Origin of the sequence: Rhizobium sp. RCC_161_2 (assembly GCF_041355235.1) — a bacterium.
GTDB lineage: Bacteria > Pseudomonadota > Alphaproteobacteria > Rhizobiales > Rhizobiaceae > Rhizobium.
Map to the genome: position 1 here is coordinate 227922 of NZ_JBFUPL010000011.1, position 19139 is coordinate 247060.

Below are 19139 nucleotides of genomic sequence, written 5' to 3' on the forward strand. Positions count from 1 at the left end.
GTTCAACCACCTATGGCACGACGGCTGTATCAGGCGACGACACCAAAAGTTCAGAAAGAACGCAGGTATTGGGATCGCAACCTTTAAGCCGCATGTCTGCCAAACGACGCAAAAATGCATCATTAACGCAATCAATGAGAAAATGCCGGTGCCATCAGCGGATCCTCACCAACTATCTCGATGAGAAAATCGAGAACGGTCCTGATACGCAGCGGCAGGTTTCGACGCGACGGATAGACGACACTAATCGCGAGCCGGCTCGGCGGAAACTCGGGCATGACGTTCACCAGCCTGCCTTGCTCGATCTCAGATCCGACAAGAATGTGAGACAGTACGGCAAGACCATTCCCTGCGAGCACTGCTCGGTGAACGGCAACCGAATTGCTGGCGTTAAAGCGTGGCGCTATGCGCACTGTGACGTCATCGGCGCCATTGGAAAACGACCATAAACGGGCGTTTCCGGCACGACTATAACAGATGCAATCGTGTGAGGTGACATCGTCAGGCGTTTCAGGTGCGACTCGCCCTTGCAGATAGGAGGGCGCGGCGACGAGAAAAGCCGTCGTCCATCCAATTCTGCGACACATCAGACTACAGTCCGAAACCGCCCCGAGACGCACTTCGAGATCGATCCCCTCTCCGACCAGATCGGATGGCTCTTCGCGAACGAGCAAGTCTACGGAAAGCCCCCGATGGCGTTCGAGCAATACCCCGAGCCGGTCACTGACATAAAGCCCGAGGGGAGTGGGCAAAGCTAGCCGCACCTTGCCGGCCACAGCTCCTCCGCCGCGACACGTCGTTTCACTCAAAGCTTCTGCTGCTTCGATGACCTTGAGCGCCATCGGGATGATCTGCTCACCTTCGGCCGTCAAAGCTAATGCGCTCGTCGTGCGGTGCAGAAGACGTGTGTTGAGATGTGTCTCCAGCGCCGAGATCTGTCGGGAGACCGCCGGCTGCGTCAAACTGAGGTCAACCGCGGCGGCGGAAAAGGAGCCTGTCTCCACCACTCGCATGAATGTTTGCAATGCGCTTACGATATCCATTCCCCACCGCCCCATACTTTTCAGCATAAGCCTTATGTTCAAAGTTTAGCCCGTCAGCGCTTTACTGTCCAGTTATTAAGGATATCTTTTATCCATAAGGACATTTTATATCCTTAATAACGGGGACATCTATGACACAGCGCTTGAACTATGCCCAGCAATCCCCCGAACTCTTCAAAAAGCTGTCGGAACTCAGCATGGCCCTGCACCAGGGCGCCATCGAGCAGAAGATCCACGATCTCGTGCAGATCCGGGCATCGCAGATCAACGGCTGCGCCTTCTGCCTGGACATGCATGTGAAGGAGGCCAAGATCCATGGTGAGAGCGAGCTCCGGCTCTACCACATCGCCATCTGGCGGGAATCCAATCTCTTCGTGCCCCGGGAACGTGCCGCGCTAGCCTGGACGGAAGCCGTCACGAAACTGCATGAAGGCGGCATTCCCGATGAGCTCTACGAGCGCGTGCGCGGTCAGCTTTCCGAGAAGGAGATCTCCGACCTCACCTTCGCGATCATGGTCATCAACGCGTGGAACCGTTCCAGCATTGCCTTCAAGGCCGTGCCCGGCTCGGCCGACAAGGCGTATGGCCTCGACAAGGCCGGTCTTAACTAAGCCTTTCGCTCCCAAGACCCCTTGAGCGATGCGTGGCCGCACGAGCGGCCGCGGAACACCCTTGAACATCGCCATCAGCGCTAGAACCGGCCTGACCGGTTCAAAAGACCACAATCAACAGGAGACAGATATGACCATACAGAACACCTCTCATGCCAATAAGTCGGCCCCCGACGAGCTGGTTCCATCGCGCTACGCGGTGAAGATCGGCGAGATTGACGTTTTGGTGATCAGCGATGGCGTGCTGCCGCTGCCGACCAAGATGTTGGGATACAATGCCAACCCGGACGAGCATGCGGCCTGGCTGAACGACATGTTCCTGCCGCAGGACGCTTTCGACTGGGCACTGAACGTGGTCGTGGTGCGCAGCGGCAAGCAGACCATCCTCATCGACGCCGGTCTGGGGCTGGACCCGGAATTAAACTTGCCGCGGGCCGGGCAATTGATCAAGCGACTGGAAGCCGCCGGCATAGACCTTGGATCCGTGACCGACGTGGTGCTGACCCACATGCACATGGACCACGTTGGCGGCTTGCTCGTCGACGGAGTGAAACAGCGGCTGCGTCCGGACCTGCGAATCCATGTGGCGGCAGCCGAGGTCAAATTTTGGGAGGCGCCCGATTTCACCCATGTGTCGATGCCGCCCGGGTTCCCGGACGCGCTTCGAGCGACTGCCAAGCAGTTCAGGAAAGAGTACGACAGTCACCTGCAATTGTTCGATGATGAACACGAGGTGGCACCGGGCGTCGTCGTCTCCCGAACCGGCGGCCATACCCCGGGGCACAGCGTGGTCCGCGTGGCATCCGGCAAGGACCGGCTGATGTTTGCCGGCGACGCCGTGTTCGCGGTCGGCTTCGATCACCCCGACTGGTTCAACGGCTTCGAACACGACCCGGAAGAAGCTGCGCGCGTCCGCATCCGTCTTTTGCGGGAGCTGGTGGAGACCGGCGAGCTTCTGGTGGCCACCCATATGCCGTTCCCCTCGGTTGGCCATGTGGCAGCCGATGGTGATCACTTCCGTTGGGTACCGGTCTTCTGGGACTACTGATCGCTTATTGGTCGGCGCCTTCGCTGGAGTCACCGTGAACAACAACAACCGGCAATCATAAAACAATGCGGCACCCAAAGTGCCGTGAATGGAGAAGCTCATGAAAATCGTCATCATCGGCGGAACCGGCCTGATCGGTTCAAAGACGGCCGAACGCCTTCGCAAGCAAGGCCATGAAGTCATCGCCGCCGCTCCGAACACCGGCGTCAATACAATCACCGGTGAAGGTCTCGCCGAAGCATTGAATGGCGCCTCCGTCGTTATGGATCTGGCAAACTCGCCATCCTTCGAGGACAAGGCGGTGCTCGAATTCTTCGAGACATCTGGCCGCAATCTGGCGGCGGCAGAAAAGGCAGCCGGCGTGAAGCATCACATCGCCCTTTCCATCATCGGCGTCGATCGCCTGCCTGACAGCGGCTATATGCGCGCCAAGGTCGCCCAGGAGACGATTATCCGGGAATCCGGCATTCCCTATACGATCGTCCACTCGACGCAGTTCATGGAATTCCTGAGCGGCATCGCGCAGTCCGGAACGGTCGGCAATAACGTGCGTCTGTCGCCGGCCTATGTCCAGCCGATCGCATCCGACGATGTCGCCGACAACATGGCCGTCGTTGCGAACTCGGCGGCCATCAACGGCGTCGTCGAGATCTCCGGTCCGGAACGTGCCCGACTGAATGAGCTCGTTGCCCGCTACCTCAAGGCGATGGGCGATGCGCGGAACGTCGAGGCCGATCCGGAAGCCCGCTATTTCGGCGCCAAGCTGGAAGATGGCTCGCTTGTTTCCGACAACAATCCGCGCCTCGGCCGCATCACCTTCGAGCAGTGGTTCGCAACCTCTGCTCGCAAATGACCGGAACCGATATGGCGCCTCAGGCGCCATATCGCCCAGCTCTCAAGAAAGGAATTCGAGATGATCAAGTCAATTCTCGGCCTCGCCCTGGCCGCTCTGCTGTCCACCACGGCCGTTGCCCATGATGCAGGCGAGAAGGATGCCAAAGTCACGCTTGTCTACGAGCATGAACTGCCAAACGTTCCCGGCAAGAGCATCAAGGGGGTCCTCGTGGAATATGGTCCGGGTGGTTTTTCCGAGGGCCACACCCATCCGAACTCGGCCTTCATCTATGCGACAGTCCTGGAAGGGGCGATCCGCAGCCAGGTCAATGACGGCCCGGTCAAGGTCTTCAAGGCCGGCGAGAATTTCTCCGAAATGCCGGGCGATCGCCATGGTGTCAGCGAGAATGCCAGCAAGACTAGGCCGGCGAAATTGCTGGCCGTTTTCGTCGTCGATAGCAGCCAGAAAGAACTGACCTTCCCGATCAAAAAATAACCGCGCCGCGCGGGTGCCCCCGGGCGCCCGCACCTCTCGACATTAGCAAATCATTGCCGGTGAGCCTGCATGTTCGGCCAAGATCATTCCCTGCCGCTCGTCCTGATCAATCTTCTGGGGTTTGTTGGCATTCTCGTCTGGCACCTCCAGGGGCGCCGTCATCCGACCGCGCGCCTCATCGTTCAGATCCTGTTTTTCGCCGGCGTGAGCCTCGTGCTCTGGCTTGCCGGAATTTCGCCCTATCGTCTTGACGGTGCTGAGCTGCAAGGCAGCGGAATCTTGCTGGCCAAGTCCGCGAGAGTTCTCTGGTGGCTCCATCTCGCATGGACGATGATCGGCTTCGTCCAAATCTACATCACCCTCAATCGGCGACCGCAGGAAGCGCATCTTCTCCAGGATCTGATCGTCGGCATCGTCTATCTCGGCGTCGCGCTGTCGGTCATCGGTTTCGTTTTCGGCGCGCCGGTCGGCCCGCTCATTGCCACCTCGGGCGTCGTCGTCGTCATTATCGGTCTTGCGCTGCAGAACACGCTTGCCGATGTCTTTTCCGGGATCGCGCTCGCGCTTGGCCGTGCCTACATCATCGGCGACTGGATCCAGCTTGCCGATGGCACCGAAGGGCGCGTCGTTGAGACCAATTGGCGTTCCACCAACCTGCTCTCGGGCGGACACAACGTCGTCGTGCTGCCGAACGGCGTCCTGGCAAAACAGGGCATCACCAATCGCAGCCGTCCTGACGAATCACATCAGATCGTGTTTGCGGTCCGCATTGCCGCCACCCACAAGCCAAGCTTGGTCGAGGAGATCATGCTCGCGGTCCTCAATGATTGCGGACGGATTGTCAGAAACCCGCCGCCAGCCGTCGCATTGAAAGCGATCGATGCGATAGCCATTGATGTCGAGCTGCAGTTTCGTGTGGCAAGTGCCGCGAGCCGTATGCCGGCCCAGAACGAGATCATCGATCTCATCCATGAGCATTGCAGGACAAACGGCGTCGCCCTGGCGGTGCCTGCGCAAAGCCTTGTCTACGCTCCGTCAGCCGAGGCCGCGAGGCCCATCGCCATCGTCAGCCCGACCTCATCCGGCGCGCTCTAGCACCCATTCGAAGGAGCTCTTCCAGAGTTGCGGCGGAATTTCCTCGGACAGAATGCCGACGAGATCCGACAGTTTGACGCCGCGCAGTTTCTCCCGCCAGGCCTCATCCGCTTCCCACATGATACGGGCAACCGCGCACGGGCTGCTTTCGCAATAATCCTTCGGCCGGCACGGATTGTTGGCCCTGATATTGCTGCAGACAAAGGTACGCTGCCGCCCTTCCACGGCTTCAACAATTTCAAGGAAATTGATATCGGTCGGAGGCTTTGCCAGTCGGTAGCCGCCGGACGGACCGAGAGACGTGTCGACAAGTCCCGCGTGCGACAGGCCCTGTAGAGCCTTGGAAAGATATTCCTTCGGAAGCCCATGGAATTCGGCAAGTGCTTTGGTCGAGAGATAGCGACCATCAGGCAGACCGGCAAGAATGGCGCAGCAATGGAGCGCCCATTCGACTTGGCTTTTTAAAATCATGAATTCATTCCCAAGGCCCCGGCACGCCCTATCAAGGATAATGAATATCCTTATTTGATTCCCATGTAAACAAAAGGCGGCGTTATTGACCACCTCACCCAATGCCGAACCTCGGCCGGTGGAATAGCTCTGCTGGTTTCGCTCTGCGGCAACATAGCCTGCACGATTCCTGCTGTGCGACCGATTGCATTGAGAGGAGCAACTCGACGAGGGTCAGAATGCCGGTCTTGAAGGGAGCAATGTTCAGTGCTGATTGACATCTGTGGCTGAGTCGATGCCGTGAACCTCGCAGTTGATGAAACGAGAGAAGAATTCACCGACTGCTACAATACAGGCTATGTATAGTGCTCGAATAACGCTATGAGACCGATCGAATAATGCACCACAAACTGCACTGTATATTCGATCACAAGAATTAGATAACTACTTGTTTTAATACGGTACGATTGAAGGGGTAGACACCCAGGAGACGATCGCATCGCTACCCCGACCACTAGCAATATCGAACTCGTTGATCATCAGGCCCGGGAGAACGGATGCGTTGTGCGCCTGAGCCGCGAAGTTACTTTCATAATGCGAAGGATTGAGCGCATAGGTGGCGAAGAGGCCCACGCTCCGGCCACGGAAGTCCGTCCGTTCGAGAAAGCTCATGATGGGTGCCGCGACCGTGTTCCACCACACCGGGCCTCCGACCAGGATCAGATCGTAATCCGACACGTCGGAGGGATCATCCAGCAAAGCGGGCAGCGTGCCGGTCTCAAGCTCGTATCTCGATCGCTCCGCCGCCTTGCGGATGTCGGAGGGGTAAGGGTCCGCCATTTTGATCTCGAGAAGCTGCGCGCCAACATGAGCCCGGAGCTTTTCCGCAACCAATCTGGTGTTCCCCGTATAGGAATAATAGGCGAGCAGTGTCCTGCGGGGTTCTGCTGCGAAGCACCAGCTTGGAATAGCCGCCATCGCGGCCATCGAGGTAAGCATAGTACGGCGAGAAAGCTGCATACCCATCTCTTTCATTGTCAGAGGTTCGTTGCGGGCGACCAGCTCATTTCTGTATTTTTAGAGCATGAGCCGTATCGATCGAACGACGTTGAATACCTGCTCACGCCCTTGCGGATTGCGGTTCGCGATGAAGATGTGAGGGCATCGTCTCGTTAAGGAGGAGGGCGAGATTTGCGGGGTCGCTTTCACCTTCGTCCGCAAATCTCATGAGTTCCCGCGCAGCGATAATCGCGGGCTGGTCGGAAAGTCTCAGATCGTGGCGGGAGCAGAAGTCTTCCAGCACTTTGCGCAATATTGCGATTTGCGATAGCTCGAGGGCCAATTTCTTATCCTCCTGTTGGTTTCGACATTGCCGAACGCGCAGTGAAGTTCGAACCGGAAGATAGGCCAAGCATGTCGCAGCTTTGTGCCGAAGATGTAGACGCATGTCGCGGAAGGTGCCGCCGCTCGGCCAAGGCATGAAGACAGGCTCATCCTGACAATGCCCAGGCCCATGCGCTGCCAAGCGCCGTATTTTTCAGGAGCTCTGCTCCGCTTTGGCCCTTGTCGTCACGGCGCGGGGCTCTTGCTGCGTCGCGGCATCGGAGCGCGCGTTAATTGCTATAAAGTTGCGACAGCTTGTTACAAATTGGCCCGTGCCGGGCACATCCCTGCGACAGCCGCCGTGTAGTTTGCCGCCTCCAAAGTCCCCAAGACGTCGACGGAGTTGAGCACGATGGTTCCGACCTCATACCCTTTGAAATGCAAAGTATCGGCCACGCGATCTAAGGGCGAGCCGACCGACGGTCACTGCCGGCGCGACCGCTGATCGCCATCCCCGCCCATCAGATATGGAGTTCCATATGCGTATGCTATTCGTCCGCTTGGCTGCCGCTTCTATAACAACCTTGAGCCTGACCGCGTGCGAACGGGGCGAGGCTTCCGCTCCGCAGACCCCACCGACGCCAGCCGTCGGCTTCATCACGGTTTCCCCCGAGGCGCTGCCGATGACCACGGAGCTTCCCGGCCGGGTGACCGCCACGAGAGTGGCAGAGGTCAGGCCGCGCGTTTCGGGGATCGTCACCGAACAGGTCTTTCAACAGGGCGCGACGGTAAGCCAGGGAGACGTGCTCTATAGAATCGACCCGGCGCCCTTCAAGGCCCAGGTCGACAGCGCCGAAGCCACTCTGCGCAGGGCACAGGCGGTGCATCTGGATGCGAGGCAGACCGCCGAGCGGCAGGAACAGCTCCGCAAGTCGAATGTCACCAGCCGGCAGGATTATGATTCCGCCGTCGCCCGGCTGGCGCAGGCCGATGCGGATGTCGCCGTCGCAGAGGCAGGGCTCGTCTCGGCCAAGCTCAACCTGCAATATTCCGATGTGACGGCGCCGATCTCCGGCCGGATCGGGCGCGCCATGATCACTGAGGGCGCGCTGGTCTCGGCCAACGGCTCCGAGAACCTGGCGACGATCCAGCAACTGAACCCGATCTATGCCGACTTTACGCAACCGGCTGCCGATCTCATCCGTCTCCGTAAGGCGTTCGCCAATAGGAGCCTGACCGCGGGGTCCAACGAGGCCCGCGTCGGGTTACGCCTTGATGACGGGACGGAATACGCGCATCCCGGACGGCTCCTGTTCTCGGAGGCGGCCGTCGATGCGACGACCGGGCAAGTCACTCTTCGGGGTGAGTTTCCAAATCCCGACGGCGAACTGCTGCCCGGTATGTATGTGCGCGTCGAGGTCGCGCAGGGGACCCGGAACGCTGGCCTTGCCGTTCCGCAACAGGCTGTCCAGAGGGACGCTGCCGGCAAGGCGAGCCTTTTCGTCATCGCGAATGAGAACAAGCTTGAGCAGCGCAGCGTTGCGGTCGGCCGCGCGGTCGGCCAGCGCTGGATCATAGACCAGGGCATTCAAGCCGGAGACCGCGTCGTCGTCGATGGCTTCCAGCGGGCACGCGCCGGCGCGACGGTAGCACCTCAGCCCTGGACCGACCCCGCCGCCAAACCGACTGCGGAAACGGCCGAGCGCACGACCGTCCAAGCTAGCCTGCCCCTGCAACGATAAGGTGCTTCCATGGCCAATTTCTTCATTGACCGCCCGATCTTTGCCTGGGTTGTGGCAATCTTTATCACGCTTGCGGGCATCCTCACTTTGCCGCTCATGCCGATCGCGCGCTATCCGCAGGTCGCGCCGCCGCAGATCACGGTTTCGACCAACTATCCCGGCGCCACGCCGGAAGACATCTACCAGTCGGTCACCCGTCCCATTGAGGAGGAGCTGAATGGCGTTCCGGGGCTGCTCTATTTCGAATCCGTATCGGAGGCCTCCGGCCGCATCGCGCTCAACGTCACCTTCGAGACGGGAACGAATGTCGGCGAGGCGCAGGTCGAGGTGCAGAACCGCATTGCCCGCGTCGAGCCGCGCCTACCGAGCGCGGTGACGCAGCAGGGCATCAGGGTGGATCGGGCGGGAACCTCGTTCCTGATGATGGTCGTGCTGCGCTCGGAGGATGGCAGGACGGACGCGGTCGGTCTCGGAGACTATCTGAGCAGAAACGTCATCGGCGAGCTGCGGCGCGTTCCGGGCGTCGGCAACGCTCAGCTCTTCGCCACGCAGCGCTCCATGCGCGTCTGGATGGACCCGGACAGGATGGTCGGCCTCAACCTGACGGCGGCCGATATCACCGATGCGATCACCGCTCAGAATGCCCAGGTCACGGCGGGGCGGGTCGGCGCCAGCCCGAATTTGCCCGGCCAGCAGACATCGGCCATCGTCAACGTCCAGGGGCAGTTGCGGTCGCCGCAGGAATTTGGCGAGATCGTTCTTCGCGCCAATCCAGACGGTTCCACGGTGCGGCTGCGCGATGTCGCGCGGGTCGAAGTCGGCGGAGAGAATTATAATTTCGCGAGCCGTCTCAACGGTCAGCCAAGCGCGAATGTCGGCATCCAGCTGACGCCGATCGGCAATGCGCTAGCCACGGCCGAGCAGGTCCGCACGATCATGGAGGATCTCTCCCGCTATTTCCCGCCTGGGCTCAGCTACGAGGTGTCCTACGACACCACGCCTTTCGTCGAGGTCTCCATCGAGAAGGTCGTGCACACGCTACTCGAGGCGATCGTCCTCGTCTTCATCGTCATGTTCCTCTTCCTGCAGAACATCCGCTACACCATCATTCCGACGCTCGTCGTCCCAGTCGCGCTTCTCGGCGCGTGCGCGGTGATGTACGCCGCCGGCTTCTCGATCAACGTGCTCACCATGTTCGCCATGGTGCTGGCGATCGGCATTCTCGTCGATGACGCGATCGTCGTGGTCGAGAATGTCGAGCGCATCATGGCCGAGGAAAAACTGTCGCCGAAGGAGGCGACGAAGAAGGCGATGTCGCAGATCACCGGGGCGATCATCGGCATTACCCTTGTCCTGACGGCGGTCTTCATTCCGATGGCGTTTTTCCCCGGCGCCGTCGGGGTCATCTACCAGCAGTTCAGCCTGACCATGGTCGTCTCCATCCTGTTCTCCGGCCTGTTGGCGCTGACCTTCACGCCGGCGCTCTGCGCATCCTTCCTGAAGCCGGTCACGCACGGGCACGAACGCAGGACCTTCTTCTTCCGGTGGTTCAATCGCGGCTTCGATAGCCTGACGCGGCGATATTCGGTCGGCGTCGGGGCAACAGTCAGACGCGCCGGCCGTTTCATGCTTATCTATCTTGCCCTGCTCGGCGGGCTTGGATGGGCTTATCTGCAATTGCCGAACTCGTTTCTGCCGAACGAGGACCAGGGCTACCTGATCGCCGAACTGCAGGCGCCTGCGGAAGCAAGCACCGACAGGACGCGCGAGGCGATCAGGCGGATGGAAGGCATCCTTATGGAGGAAAGCGCCATCAGGAATGTCGTCGCCGTCTCTGGCTTTTCCTATTCCGGTTCCGGGCAAAATGCCGGTCTTGCCTTCATCACGCTGAAGGATTGGAGCGAGCGTGGTCCGAGCGATTCCGCCGCCGCAATCGCCGCGCGGGTGAATGCAAAATTTGCCGCGATCCGCGATGCGTCGGTGCGCGCGCTATCGCCGCCGCCGATCCAGGGGCTCGGCACTTCGAACGGATTTGCCTATCGCCTTCAGGATCGATCAGGCGCGGGGCAGGCGGCGCTTGCCGCGGCCTCGGCGCAGTTACTGAACGCAGCCCGGGCAAGTCCCATGCTTGTCGGGGTGCGTGTCGAAGGCCTGCCGGATGCCGCGCAGATCAACCTGATGATCGACCGTGAAAAGGCAAATGCCTTCGGCGTCGGCTTCAGCGACATCAACGCCACACTATCGGCGAACTTCGGGTCTTCCTATATCAACGATTATCCGAATGCCGGCCGCATGCAGCGCGTGACCGTGCAGGCGGGTGCCGTGCAGCGCATGCAGACCCAGGACCTGCTGAGGCTGAACGTCAGGAACAGTCACGGCAGCATGGTTCCGCTGTCCGCCTTCGCATCGATCGACTGGGTTCGCGGCCCATCACAGGTGGTCGGCTACAATGGCTATCCCTCGATCCGCATCGGCGGGCAGGCGGCGGCTGGGCATTCCTCGGGAGACGCCATCGCCGAAATGGAGCGGCTGTCGCAGCAATTGCCGGCGGGCTTCGGCTTCGAATGGACCGGCCAATCCTTCCAGGAAATCCAGTCGGGATCGCAGGCGCCTTTCCTGATCGGCCTCAGTATTCTCTTCGTCTTCCTGCTGCTGGCGGCCCTCTACGAAAGCTGGTCAATCCCCCTGTCGGTCATGCTTGTCGTGCCGCTCGGCGTGCTGGGCTCGGTCCTGGCGGTGATGCTGCGCGGGCTGCCGAACGATATCTATTTCCTCGTTGGTCTTATCGCCATCATCGGCCTTTCGGCCAAAAACGCCATCCTCATCGTCGAATTTGCAAAGGATCTCGTCGCCGAGGGGCGCTCGGTGCGGGAGGCTGCGATCGAGGCTGCACGGATGAGGTTCCGGCCGATCCTGATGACCTCGCTTGCCTTCACATTGGGTGTCGTGCCGTTGGCGATCGCGACGGGCGCAAGTGCGGCAAGCCAGAACGCCATCGGAACCGGAGTGCTCGGCGGCATGATTTCCGCAACCCTGCTCGCAATCTTCTTCGTCCCGGTGTTCTTCGCCTTCGTCGTCGGTTTCCTCCGCAAGCCGGAGAAGAGTCCGCATCCGCGTGAACCGGAGCTTACCAACGCGCTCGGTTCCGGCATTCACGAAACTTGATGGCGATGCCTGTCGAGTAGCGGCGTCCGTTCCGGTTGGAACGGACGCCGCAACCGGGCGGTCATTGTGAAACTTTGATACACTTTTTTCGATGCGGACGGGCCTGAGCTTTTGTAAAGTGGCTCAACATGGTGGAAACTGTATATGCAAAAAGCTGCGCATATCGCTGTCGTCGATGACCACGCGGATATAAGAGACCTTGTCGGCCAGTATCTTGAGCAGCAGGGCTACCGGGTAAGCGTGGCCGACAGCGGCGCGGCACTCAGGCGCATTCTGGAGCGCAGTGCGGTCGATCTCGTCGTTCTCGACGTTATGATGCCGGGCGAGGATGGTCTTTCCGTATGCCGTCACCTGCGAGCGACGATGGATGTTCCGATCATATTCCTCACGGCCATGACTGAGGATACCGACCGCATCATCGGTCTCGAACTCGGCGCCGACGACTATCTCGTGAAGCCATTCAATCCGCGCGAGCTGCTGGCGCGGATCAGGGCTGTCCTGCGTCGGGCAAACAGCGTGCCGCAGCAGCAGCGGGAAACGTTGAAAAAGGCAAAGGTCGTCCGCGTCGGGCACTGGCGCGTCAATATGGGCCGGCAGGAACTTTCCGGAGATGATGGCGTCGGCATTCCGCTCAGCACGGCGGAGTTCAGGCTTTTGAGAGTGTTCCTCGAACGTCCGGGCCTCGTTCTCAGCCGCGAGCAGCTTCTCGACCTGACCGTCGGCAAGGCGGCCGATATTTTCGACAGAAGCATCGACAATCAGGTGAGCCGGCTGCGCAAGAAGATTGAGCCGGACCCGAAAAATCCGTCGGTCATCAAGACGCATTGGGGTGGCGGTTACAGCCTGTCGGTGGATGTGGGGTTCGAATGATCTACTGGTGGAGGAGAAGCCTTGCAGCGCAGTTCATAGGGTTTACGTTGCTTGCACTCGTGGTCTCGCAAGCGCTGACATTCGTAATCTCCTGGGACGAGCGAACCAAGGCACTGCATGCGGCCATGAAAAGCGAGTTCTTCAGCAGGTGCGCCTCGGTCACGCGGCTGATGGAATCCGTGCCCGAGCCGCTGCGCAACCAGGCTCTTTTCGCCAGTGAGACCAACTATTCCCGCTTTTGGCTCTCAACGGACGAGCCGACCGATGCCAAGGCGTGGCGCGCGCGCGCGGCAACGGAACTGACCCGCCCGATCGAAAATTTCATCGATCTTACCGGAAAATATGGTGTTCGCTCGAACCCTAAGGCCAGCAGTCTGATGTCCAAAGAGGTGATCGCCGCAGATGCGTCCATCAGATGGACCACACCGCCGCCGGTTCTGTGGAATTCGCCGCAACCTGCCAAGTTCGTCTATTTCGGCGATCACAACGGATATGGGCTGGCGATCAAACTTGGAGATGGCGTTTGGCTGAACACGGCTTTCTACAAGCCCGACATCGATCAGTGGTGGAGTTTGAAATCACTCACTTCGCTGGCGATGACCGCACTTATCCTTTCGCTGATCGGGGTGTTCATTGCTAGCCGTATCGCGCGCCCGTTGAGACGTCTCGCGCTTTCGGCGGAAGCTTTGGGTAGGGGTGAAAACCTCCCGCCTCTGCCTGAAAACGGTCCCGACGACATCAGGCGCACCGCCGAGGCATTCAACAAGATGCAGGAGCGTCTTCATCGCTTTGTCGATGACCGCACCAGGATGCTGGCGGCGATCGGCCACGATCTCAGGACACCGCTGACCTCGTTGCGGCTCAGGACCGAATTCGTCAAGGACGCCGACATCCAGCAGAAGATGCTGTCGACGATCGATGAGCTTCAAAGCATGACCGAGGCCGCCATTTCCTTTGCGCGGGGAGAGTCCACAGCAGAGGAGACGCGGGCCATCGAACTGGAGGCGCTGGTCGGCAGCATCTGCGACGATCTTGCCGACCTCGGCCTGCCGGTGGAATATATCGAGGGGCCGAAGACGACCTACCGGTGCCGGCCTGACGGGCTGCGCCGCGCGGTGCGAAACCTTACCGAAAATGCGGCGCGCTATGGCGGCCACGCGAAGGTCTATATCCTCCATTCAGCCGCCACCATCGACATCGTCGTGGAAGACAATGGTCCGGGCATTCCCGAGAGCATGCGGGAGAAGGTGTTCGCGCCCTTCTTCCGCCTGGAGGCGTCCCGAAGCAGGGACACCGGCGGCGTTGGGCTGGGCCTGTCGATCGCCCGCGCCATTGCGAGACAGCATGGCGGCGACATTCAGCTTGCTCCCAACGATCCCGGCCTCAAGGCGGTCATCTCTCTGCCGCAAGAGGGCCATGTGCAAACACCTGCAAGGGCGAGTAGGCGAAAGAGGCAGACACGCTCGTTCAAGCTGGCCGGTCAGGAAGGGTAGCCACAGACACGAAGCGGCCGGTCGATTTATGAGCCAGATTCATAAGGGCATGCGGATTTCCGGCAATAATGAAAGCGACCCTATTCCTTTACGATGCCGCTTGAAGCCATGTCGGACATCACGAGCCGTAACAGTCCGCTTTAACAGGAAGGTAAGTCGCAAATGCTGGTAACAATGCGCAGTGCCACTGGAGACGCCTGCTCACAGGCGGTGCCGGCGCGATGGTTGAGCTCCTGTCCACCGCTTTCTGCCATACTTGATGGATCTGGTTTTGGAGCGCAAAATACAACTGGGCAAGGTTTGCGACCTGGCTTTGCCACAGAGCGATGTCGCCGAAGGCTACAGGACCATGGATGATCGCCCTGCCATCAAGGCGCTGTTGTGTGTCTGAGCCCTCCGTCTATCGAACAACATCGGATCGGGCTCGGGGCGAGCGGGCAAAGCTTAAGGAAGCAATATCAAACTGTGCGATGGCGCTTACCGAACCGCGTCTGGGCGAGCTTTCGTGGTCACCGATAATTGATCGCATAATTTAGGTGGCCACTACTAATATAGCGCTTGCGTTCACCGTCGTGTCCAATCTCGAGGAAGAGCCATGAGACTTCAAATCAACAATCAAACCTATCAGGTGGAGTCGGGTGACGACACGCCGCTTCTTTGGGTGATCCGGGACGAGCTCGGACTGACCGGCACCAAATATGGCTGTGGTCTGGCTCAATGCGGTGCCTGTTCCATCCTGGTGGACGGCGAGATCGTCCGATCCTGCGTGACGCCGGTGGAGAGTGTGGTGGGTCGAAATATCACCACGATCGAAGCCATCGAAAACGACCCGGTAGGCAAGAAGGTCGTTGCCGCCTGGGTCGAGCATCAAGTCCCCCAGTGCGGCTACTGCCAGTCGGGCCAGGTCATGGCGGCGACGGCGCTGCTCAAGCAGACAGCCAAACCGTCTGAAGAAGATATCGCGGCTGCGATGATCAACCTCTGTCGTTGCGGAACCTACAACTCGATCAAGGCTGCCGTCCAGGAACTCTCCGGCCAGAAGGTGGAAACGCTATGAACGAGATCGACCGCAAACTTGCTTTGGAAAGCGAATTCCCCAACGGAGCACCAGTCAACATTTCCCGCCGCGGCTTTCTCCTCGGCGCCGCGGGAACGACAGCGGGCGCTCTTGTGCTTGGTTTCGGAATACCGGTCGGCACCGCGCGAGCACAGCAGGCCGCAAGCACCTTGGCGCCGGGCACGCGGGTTCCCGCGTTTCTTGAAATTCGGCCTGATAACACCGTGCGCTTCATGAGCCCGTTCGTCGAAGGTGGCCAGGGCGTTTTCACGGCGATGGCACAGATCGTCGGCGAAGAGCTCGACATGGATCCCAGTTCGTTCATCGTGGAAAATGCGCCGACGGGCTCGGATTATCTGGTCATCGGCGGCAAGATGCGCATCACCGGCGGCAGCATGTCCGTGCGCATGAGCTATGATACGATGCGCCGGCTGGGTGCCCTTGCGCGCGCGATGATCCTGCAAGCAGCCGCAACGCGCCTGAATGTTCCGGTTGGTGAGCTGACAACCGAGCCGGGCCAGGTCATTCATATCGCATCCGGCCGCAAGCTCGCGTATGGCGACGTTGCCACGGATGCGATGAGCCTTCCCGTGCCCGCTCCGGAAAGTGTTACGCTCAAGGAGCGCAGCCAGTTCCGCTGGATCGGCAAGCCGGTAAAACGGCTCGATGTTCTCGATAAGTCAACAGGCAGGGCCATCTATGCCATCGATTGCAAGGTCGATGGCATGTTGCATGCCGCCGTACAGCACGCGCCACGCCTGGGCCTGTCAGTCGGCAACATCCGCAACGAAACCGAAGTCAAGGCCATGGCCGGCGTGCATTCGGTCCATCGGCTGCCCGGTGCCGTCGCGGTCGTCGCGGAGAGATGGTGGAACGCCAAACGTGCGGTAGAAGCGCTTCAGGTCGATTGGAACGAACCGGGCGCGCAGCCGCTCATACCGGGCGCGCGCAACATGCCCGCGGATTTTTCCACTGTCGCCTTTAGCAACCGTCTTGCCAATGAAGCTGGTGATGGCAAGGAGGCGGAGAAGGAAGGTGATGCGGTGAGCATCTTGGCGAGCGCCAAGACTGTCGTTTCCGCTACCTATCACAGCCAATATGTTCATCACGCGCAGTTGGAACCGCCATCGGCGCTGGCGCGGTTCAACGATGATGGAACGCTGGATTTGTGGTTGCCCAACCAGGCCCCTGAAATGTTCCAGGCCGAGATCGCCAAGATTACCGGCCTCGACCCGTCGAAGGTGAATATTCACAGCCCGCTGTTGGGTGGCTTTTTTGGCCGCCATTTCCTCTATCCGGCGGCCAATCCCTATCCTCAGGCCATCCAGCTCGCCAAGGAAGTCGGTCGTCCGGTCAAGCTGATCTGGAGCCGGGAGGAGGAGTTCCTGCGCGACCCATTGCGCCCGATGGCAGCGGTTCGCTTCCGAGGGGCACTTGATGACAACGGCATGCCCATCGCGCTTGAGGCGGTTACCGTTTGCGAAGGGCCGACGGAAGGGATTTCCGGCCATAGCGACGACAAGATCGACGACACGGCGGTGGAAGGACTGACAGGCAAAGCCTATGCCATTCCCAACCGCCGCATAGCCCAGATCTATGTGGAAAACCCGACAATGCTTGCCTACTGGCGATCTGTCGGCAATTCCATGAACGACTTTCTCTACGAGTCATTTCTGGATGAATTGGCGGATAAAGGAAAACAGGACCCGTTCGAGCTGCGGCTGCGCCTCCTTCAAGGCAATGAGCGACTGACCAACCTGCTTAAAGCGGTCGGAGAGCTTTCCGGAGGCTGGAAAAGAGGTCCTTTCACGGCCGACGACGGTTCGCACAGGGCGCGGGGGGTCGCAATGGCATCCCCCTTCGGCAGTCATACGGCAGCCATCGCCGAAGTTTCGATACGAAAGGGAGAGGTCGTTGTCCATGATGTCTGGGAAGCGATCGACCCTGGCAGCATCGTCAATCCGGCGATCATCGAAGCCCAGATCAATTCGGCGACGGCGCTTGGTCTCTCTCAGGTCCTGATGGAGGAGGTCATCTACAAGAGTGGCGAGCCGGTCGCGCGCAATTACGATCTTTACCCCATCCTGCCTCCTGATCGAATGGCGCGCGTGCATACGCGCATCGTCGAGAGCGGTGCGAAGATGGGCGGCATAGGGGAGCCGGGGCTTCCCGCCATTCCTCCTGCCGTCGCCAATGCGGTCTCTACCCTGACCGGGCAGCGAATCCGCAGCATGCCGCTTTCCCAATATACGTTTGAAAGCTAGGCCGCTCCGTCTCGTCCCGGTTCCCATCGCCTGAATGGCGAAAAGCCTTGTCTTCAGGAGAGCCGGGCGAAGCAGGGCGTCCATGACGCGATCCGTAGCAAAGCCAAAATGCATCGAACAAACGGGATGGATTGTCCTTGAAAAAAGCGCTCCTGGTTCTCCTCTTGATCGTCATTGTCGCGGCCGGCGGCTTGACGTGGTTTGTCACGCACAAACCGTCTTCTCCGTTCGACCAGATGACCGTCGCTCAAGCGCCTTCACCAGAGCTTGCACAGCGCGGCGAATATGTCGCGCGCCAGGCCGACTGCGTTGCCTGTCATAGCGTGCCGAACGGGAAGCCCTTTGCCGGCGGCCTGGAAATGGGAACGCCGCTGGGCTCGATATTCGCGACGAACATAACGCCCGACAAGGAAACCGGCATCGGCAACTATACGCTGGCCGATTTCGACCGGGCAGTTCGGCACGGCGTCGCACCCGACGGACGCCGGCTCTATCCGGCCATGCCATACCCGTCCTACGTGAAGATGAGCGACGATGATATTCGCGCGCTCTACGCGTTCTTCACGACCGGAGTGACGCCCGTCAATCAACCCAACAGGGCGTCGGACATTAAATGGCCGCTGAACATGCGGTGGCCGCTAGCCCTGTGGAATGCCGTCTTTACCGACAAGGGCACCTATGTTGAGAAAACCTCGGAAGATGCAGTGTGGAACCGCGGCGCCTACCTCGTCCAGGCAGCCGGCCACTGCGGCAGCTGTCACACCCCGCGCAGCCTGACTATGAATGAAAAGGCTCTGGACGAAAGCAGCCCGCTCTATCTCGCCGGCGCGCTCCTCGATGGCTGGTATGCGCCGAGCCTTCGCCAGGACCACAATACCGGGCTTGGCCGCTGGAGCGAGGACGATATCTACCAGTTCCTGAAGAACGGCAGGAACCAGCATGCCGTCGTCTTCGGCTCGATGACCGAGGCCTACAACAACTCCACACAGTTCATGACGGACGATGATCTACGCGCCATCAGCCATTATCTGAAATCGCTGCCGGGGGACCCCGCGCGCGATGGCACGCCGTGGCAATATCAGCCGGCGACACCGGCAAGTGCCTCCGCCGCCGATCGTCGCAACGCCGCCGGTGCGCAGACCTTTGCAGCCAAATGCAGTTTCTGTCATGGCAATGACGGGAAAGGTCGGAACCAGTGGATACCGCCACTGGCCGGTGCCGCCTCTTCTCTCGCTTCGGAAAACGCCTCGCAGATCAACGTGACGCTGAACGGATCGGGCCGCGTGGTCACGGCGGGCATCCCCGACGCCTATCGCATGCCGCCGTTCCGCGAGCAGCTGTCCGACGAGCAGATTGCAGATGTCCTTTCCTATGTCCGCTCGACATGGGGTAACCACGGCGGGCCTGTCAGCCCCGATGAGATTCGAGCGCTGCGCGACCATACGGATCCTGCAAGCAGCAGCCCGATTATCCTGCAGATGCGATGATCGCGGAAAGCAGCGGAAGGCGCAAGACGATTGATGCCACCTCGTTCTGGCAGCGTCTCTCCGAGAAAGAAGAGAGGGAGAGAAGGGCGTTGGTGCAGCGATCGCCGTGTAAGCGGACGTCTGTCTTTGATGCCTTTGCTACTCGGTAGCTTGTCTGTACC

The 19139-nt window shown here is 60.0% G+C and carries 15 protein-coding genes; 12 read left to right on the plus strand and 3 right to left on the minus strand.

The window, feature by feature from the left end:
- Nucleotides 1–131: 131 nt before the first annotated feature.
- Nucleotides 132–1043 carry a LysR family transcriptional regulator gene (locus AB6803_RS25915; RefSeq protein WP_371111585.1) on the minus strand — a complete coding sequence of 304 codons (912 nt, stop codon included), beginning with the start codon at nt 1041–1043 and terminating at the stop codon, nt 132–134.
- A gap of 131 nt (nt 1044–1174) precedes the next feature.
- Between AB6803_RS25915 and AB6803_RS25920 the strand changes: the two genes are divergently transcribed.
- The 5 genes from AB6803_RS25920 to AB6803_RS25940 all read left to right on the plus strand — a co-directional run bounded on the left by AB6803_RS25920 (nt 1175) and on the right by AB6803_RS25940 (nt 5127).
- On the plus strand, nt 1175–1654 hold the full coding sequence (locus AB6803_RS25920) for a carboxymuconolactone decarboxylase family protein (RefSeq protein ID WP_371111586.1): 480 nt from the start codon (nt 1175–1177) through the stop codon (nt 1652–1654).
- A gap of 130 nt (nt 1655–1784) precedes the next feature.
- Complete coding sequence (locus tag AB6803_RS25925) at nt 1785–2702, plus strand: MBL fold metallo-hydrolase (RefSeq protein WP_371111605.1); 918 nt, start codon at nt 1785–1787, stop codon at nt 2700–2702.
- 100 nt (nt 2703–2802) lie between these two features.
- Nucleotides 2803–3555, plus strand: a complete 753-nt coding sequence (locus tag AB6803_RS25930) for an SDR family oxidoreductase (protein ID WP_371111587.1) — start codon at nt 2803–2805, stop codon at nt 3553–3555.
- Between the two features lie 60 nt (nt 3556–3615).
- Nucleotides 3616–4032, plus strand: coding sequence for a cupin domain-containing protein (locus AB6803_RS25935; protein WP_371111588.1), 417 nt, complete (start codon nt 3616–3618; stop codon nt 4030–4032).
- A gap of 69 nt (nt 4033–4101) precedes the next feature.
- Complete coding sequence (locus tag AB6803_RS25940) at nt 4102–5127, plus strand: mechanosensitive ion channel family protein (RefSeq protein ID WP_371111589.1); 1026 nt, start codon at nt 4102–4104, stop codon at nt 5125–5127.
- Here AB6803_RS25940 and AB6803_RS25945 read toward each other — a convergent pair.
- Both AB6803_RS25945 and AB6803_RS25950 read right to left on the minus strand, forming a co-directional pair.
- Nucleotides 5110–5598, minus strand: coding sequence for an Rrf2 family transcriptional regulator (locus AB6803_RS25945; protein ID WP_371111590.1), 489 nt, complete (start codon nt 5596–5598; stop codon nt 5110–5112). The two genes, AB6803_RS25940 and AB6803_RS25945, sit on opposite strands and share 18 nt — an antisense overlap.
- 432 nt (nt 5599–6030) lie before the next feature.
- Nucleotides 6031–6597, minus strand: a complete 567-nt coding sequence (locus AB6803_RS25950; protein ID WP_371111591.1) for a flavodoxin — start codon at nt 6595–6597, stop codon at nt 6031–6033.
- Nucleotides 6598–7439: 842 nt separating this feature from the next.
- Here AB6803_RS25950 and AB6803_RS25955 point away from each other — a divergent pair.
- From AB6803_RS25955 to AB6803_RS25985, 7 genes are all read left to right on the plus strand, one after another.
- Complete coding sequence (locus tag AB6803_RS25955; RefSeq protein WP_371111592.1) at nt 7440–8642, plus strand: efflux RND transporter periplasmic adaptor subunit; 1203 nt, start codon at nt 7440–7442, stop codon at nt 8640–8642.
- Nucleotides 8643–8651: 9 nt separating this feature from the next.
- A complete protein-coding gene (locus tag AB6803_RS25960; RefSeq protein ID WP_371111593.1) occupies nt 8652–11807 on the plus strand; it encodes a multidrug efflux RND transporter permease subunit in 3156 nt (1051 codons plus the stop codon).
- 144 nt (nt 11808–11951) lie between these two features.
- A complete protein-coding gene (locus AB6803_RS25965) occupies nt 11952–12677 on the plus strand; it encodes a response regulator (protein ID WP_371111594.1) in 726 nt (241 codons plus the stop codon).
- On the plus strand, nt 12674–14170 hold the full coding sequence (locus AB6803_RS25970) for an ATP-binding protein (RefSeq protein ID WP_371111595.1): 1497 nt from the start codon (nt 12674–12676) through the stop codon (nt 14168–14170). The genes AB6803_RS25965 and AB6803_RS25970 overlap by 4 nt, the downstream gene beginning before the upstream one ends.
- 595 nt (nt 14171–14765) lie before the next feature.
- Nucleotides 14766–15227: a (2Fe-2S)-binding protein gene (locus tag AB6803_RS25975; RefSeq protein WP_371111596.1), complete on the plus strand. Its 462-nt coding sequence runs from the start codon at nt 14766–14768 to the stop codon at nt 15225–15227.
- Nucleotides 15224–17491, plus strand: coding sequence for a molybdopterin cofactor-binding domain-containing protein (locus AB6803_RS25980; protein ID WP_371111597.1), 2268 nt, complete (start codon nt 15224–15226; stop codon nt 17489–17491). The genes AB6803_RS25975 and AB6803_RS25980 overlap by 4 nt, the downstream gene beginning before the upstream one ends.
- 137 nt (nt 17492–17628) lie before the next feature.
- On the plus strand, nt 17629–18978 hold the full coding sequence (locus AB6803_RS25985; protein WP_371111598.1) for a cytochrome c: 1350 nt from the start codon (nt 17629–17631) through the stop codon (nt 18976–18978).
- Nucleotides 18979–19139 lie beyond the last annotated feature (161 nt).

Excerpts from the sequence above, each read along its gene's own strand:
- AB6803_RS25915 (WP_371111585.1), bottom strand. The coding sequence starts at position 1,043 with ATGGATATCGTAAGCGCATTGCAAACATTCATGCGAGTGGTGGAGACA.
- AB6803_RS25920 (WP_371111586.1), top strand. The coding sequence starts at position 1,175 with ATGACACAGCGCTTGAACTATGCCCAGCAATCCCCCGAACTCTTCAAA.
- AB6803_RS25925 (WP_371111605.1), top strand. The coding sequence starts at position 1,785 with ATGACCATACAGAACACCTCTCATGCCAATAAGTCGGCCCCCGACGAG.
- AB6803_RS25930 (WP_371111587.1), top strand. The coding sequence starts at position 2,803 with ATGAAAATCGTCATCATCGGCGGAACCGGCCTGATCGGTTCAAAGACG.
- AB6803_RS25935 (WP_371111588.1), top strand. The coding sequence starts at position 3,616 with ATGATCAAGTCAATTCTCGGCCTCGCCCTGGCCGCTCTGCTGTCCACC.
- AB6803_RS25940 (WP_371111589.1), top strand. The coding sequence starts at position 4,102 with ATGTTCGGCCAAGATCATTCCCTGCCGCTCGTCCTGATCAATCTTCTG.
- AB6803_RS25945 (WP_371111590.1), bottom strand. The coding sequence starts at position 5,598 with ATGATTTTAAAAAGCCAAGTCGAATGGGCGCTCCATTGCTGCGCCATT.
- AB6803_RS25950 (WP_371111591.1), bottom strand. The coding sequence starts at position 6,597 with ATGCAGCTTTCTCGCCGTACTATGCTTACCTCGATGGCCGCGATGGCG.
- AB6803_RS25955 (WP_371111592.1), top strand. The coding sequence starts at position 7,440 with ATGCGTATGCTATTCGTCCGCTTGGCTGCCGCTTCTATAACAACCTTG.
- AB6803_RS25960 (WP_371111593.1), top strand. The coding sequence starts at position 8,652 with ATGGCCAATTTCTTCATTGACCGCCCGATCTTTGCCTGGGTTGTGGCA.
- AB6803_RS25965 (WP_371111594.1), top strand. The coding sequence starts at position 11,952 with ATGCAAAAAGCTGCGCATATCGCTGTCGTCGATGACCACGCGGATATA.
- AB6803_RS25970 (WP_371111595.1), top strand. The coding sequence starts at position 12,674 with ATGATCTACTGGTGGAGGAGAAGCCTTGCAGCGCAGTTCATAGGGTTT.
- AB6803_RS25975 (WP_371111596.1), top strand. The coding sequence starts at position 14,766 with ATGAGACTTCAAATCAACAATCAAACCTATCAGGTGGAGTCGGGTGAC.
- AB6803_RS25980 (WP_371111597.1), top strand. The coding sequence starts at position 15,224 with ATGAACGAGATCGACCGCAAACTTGCTTTGGAAAGCGAATTCCCCAAC.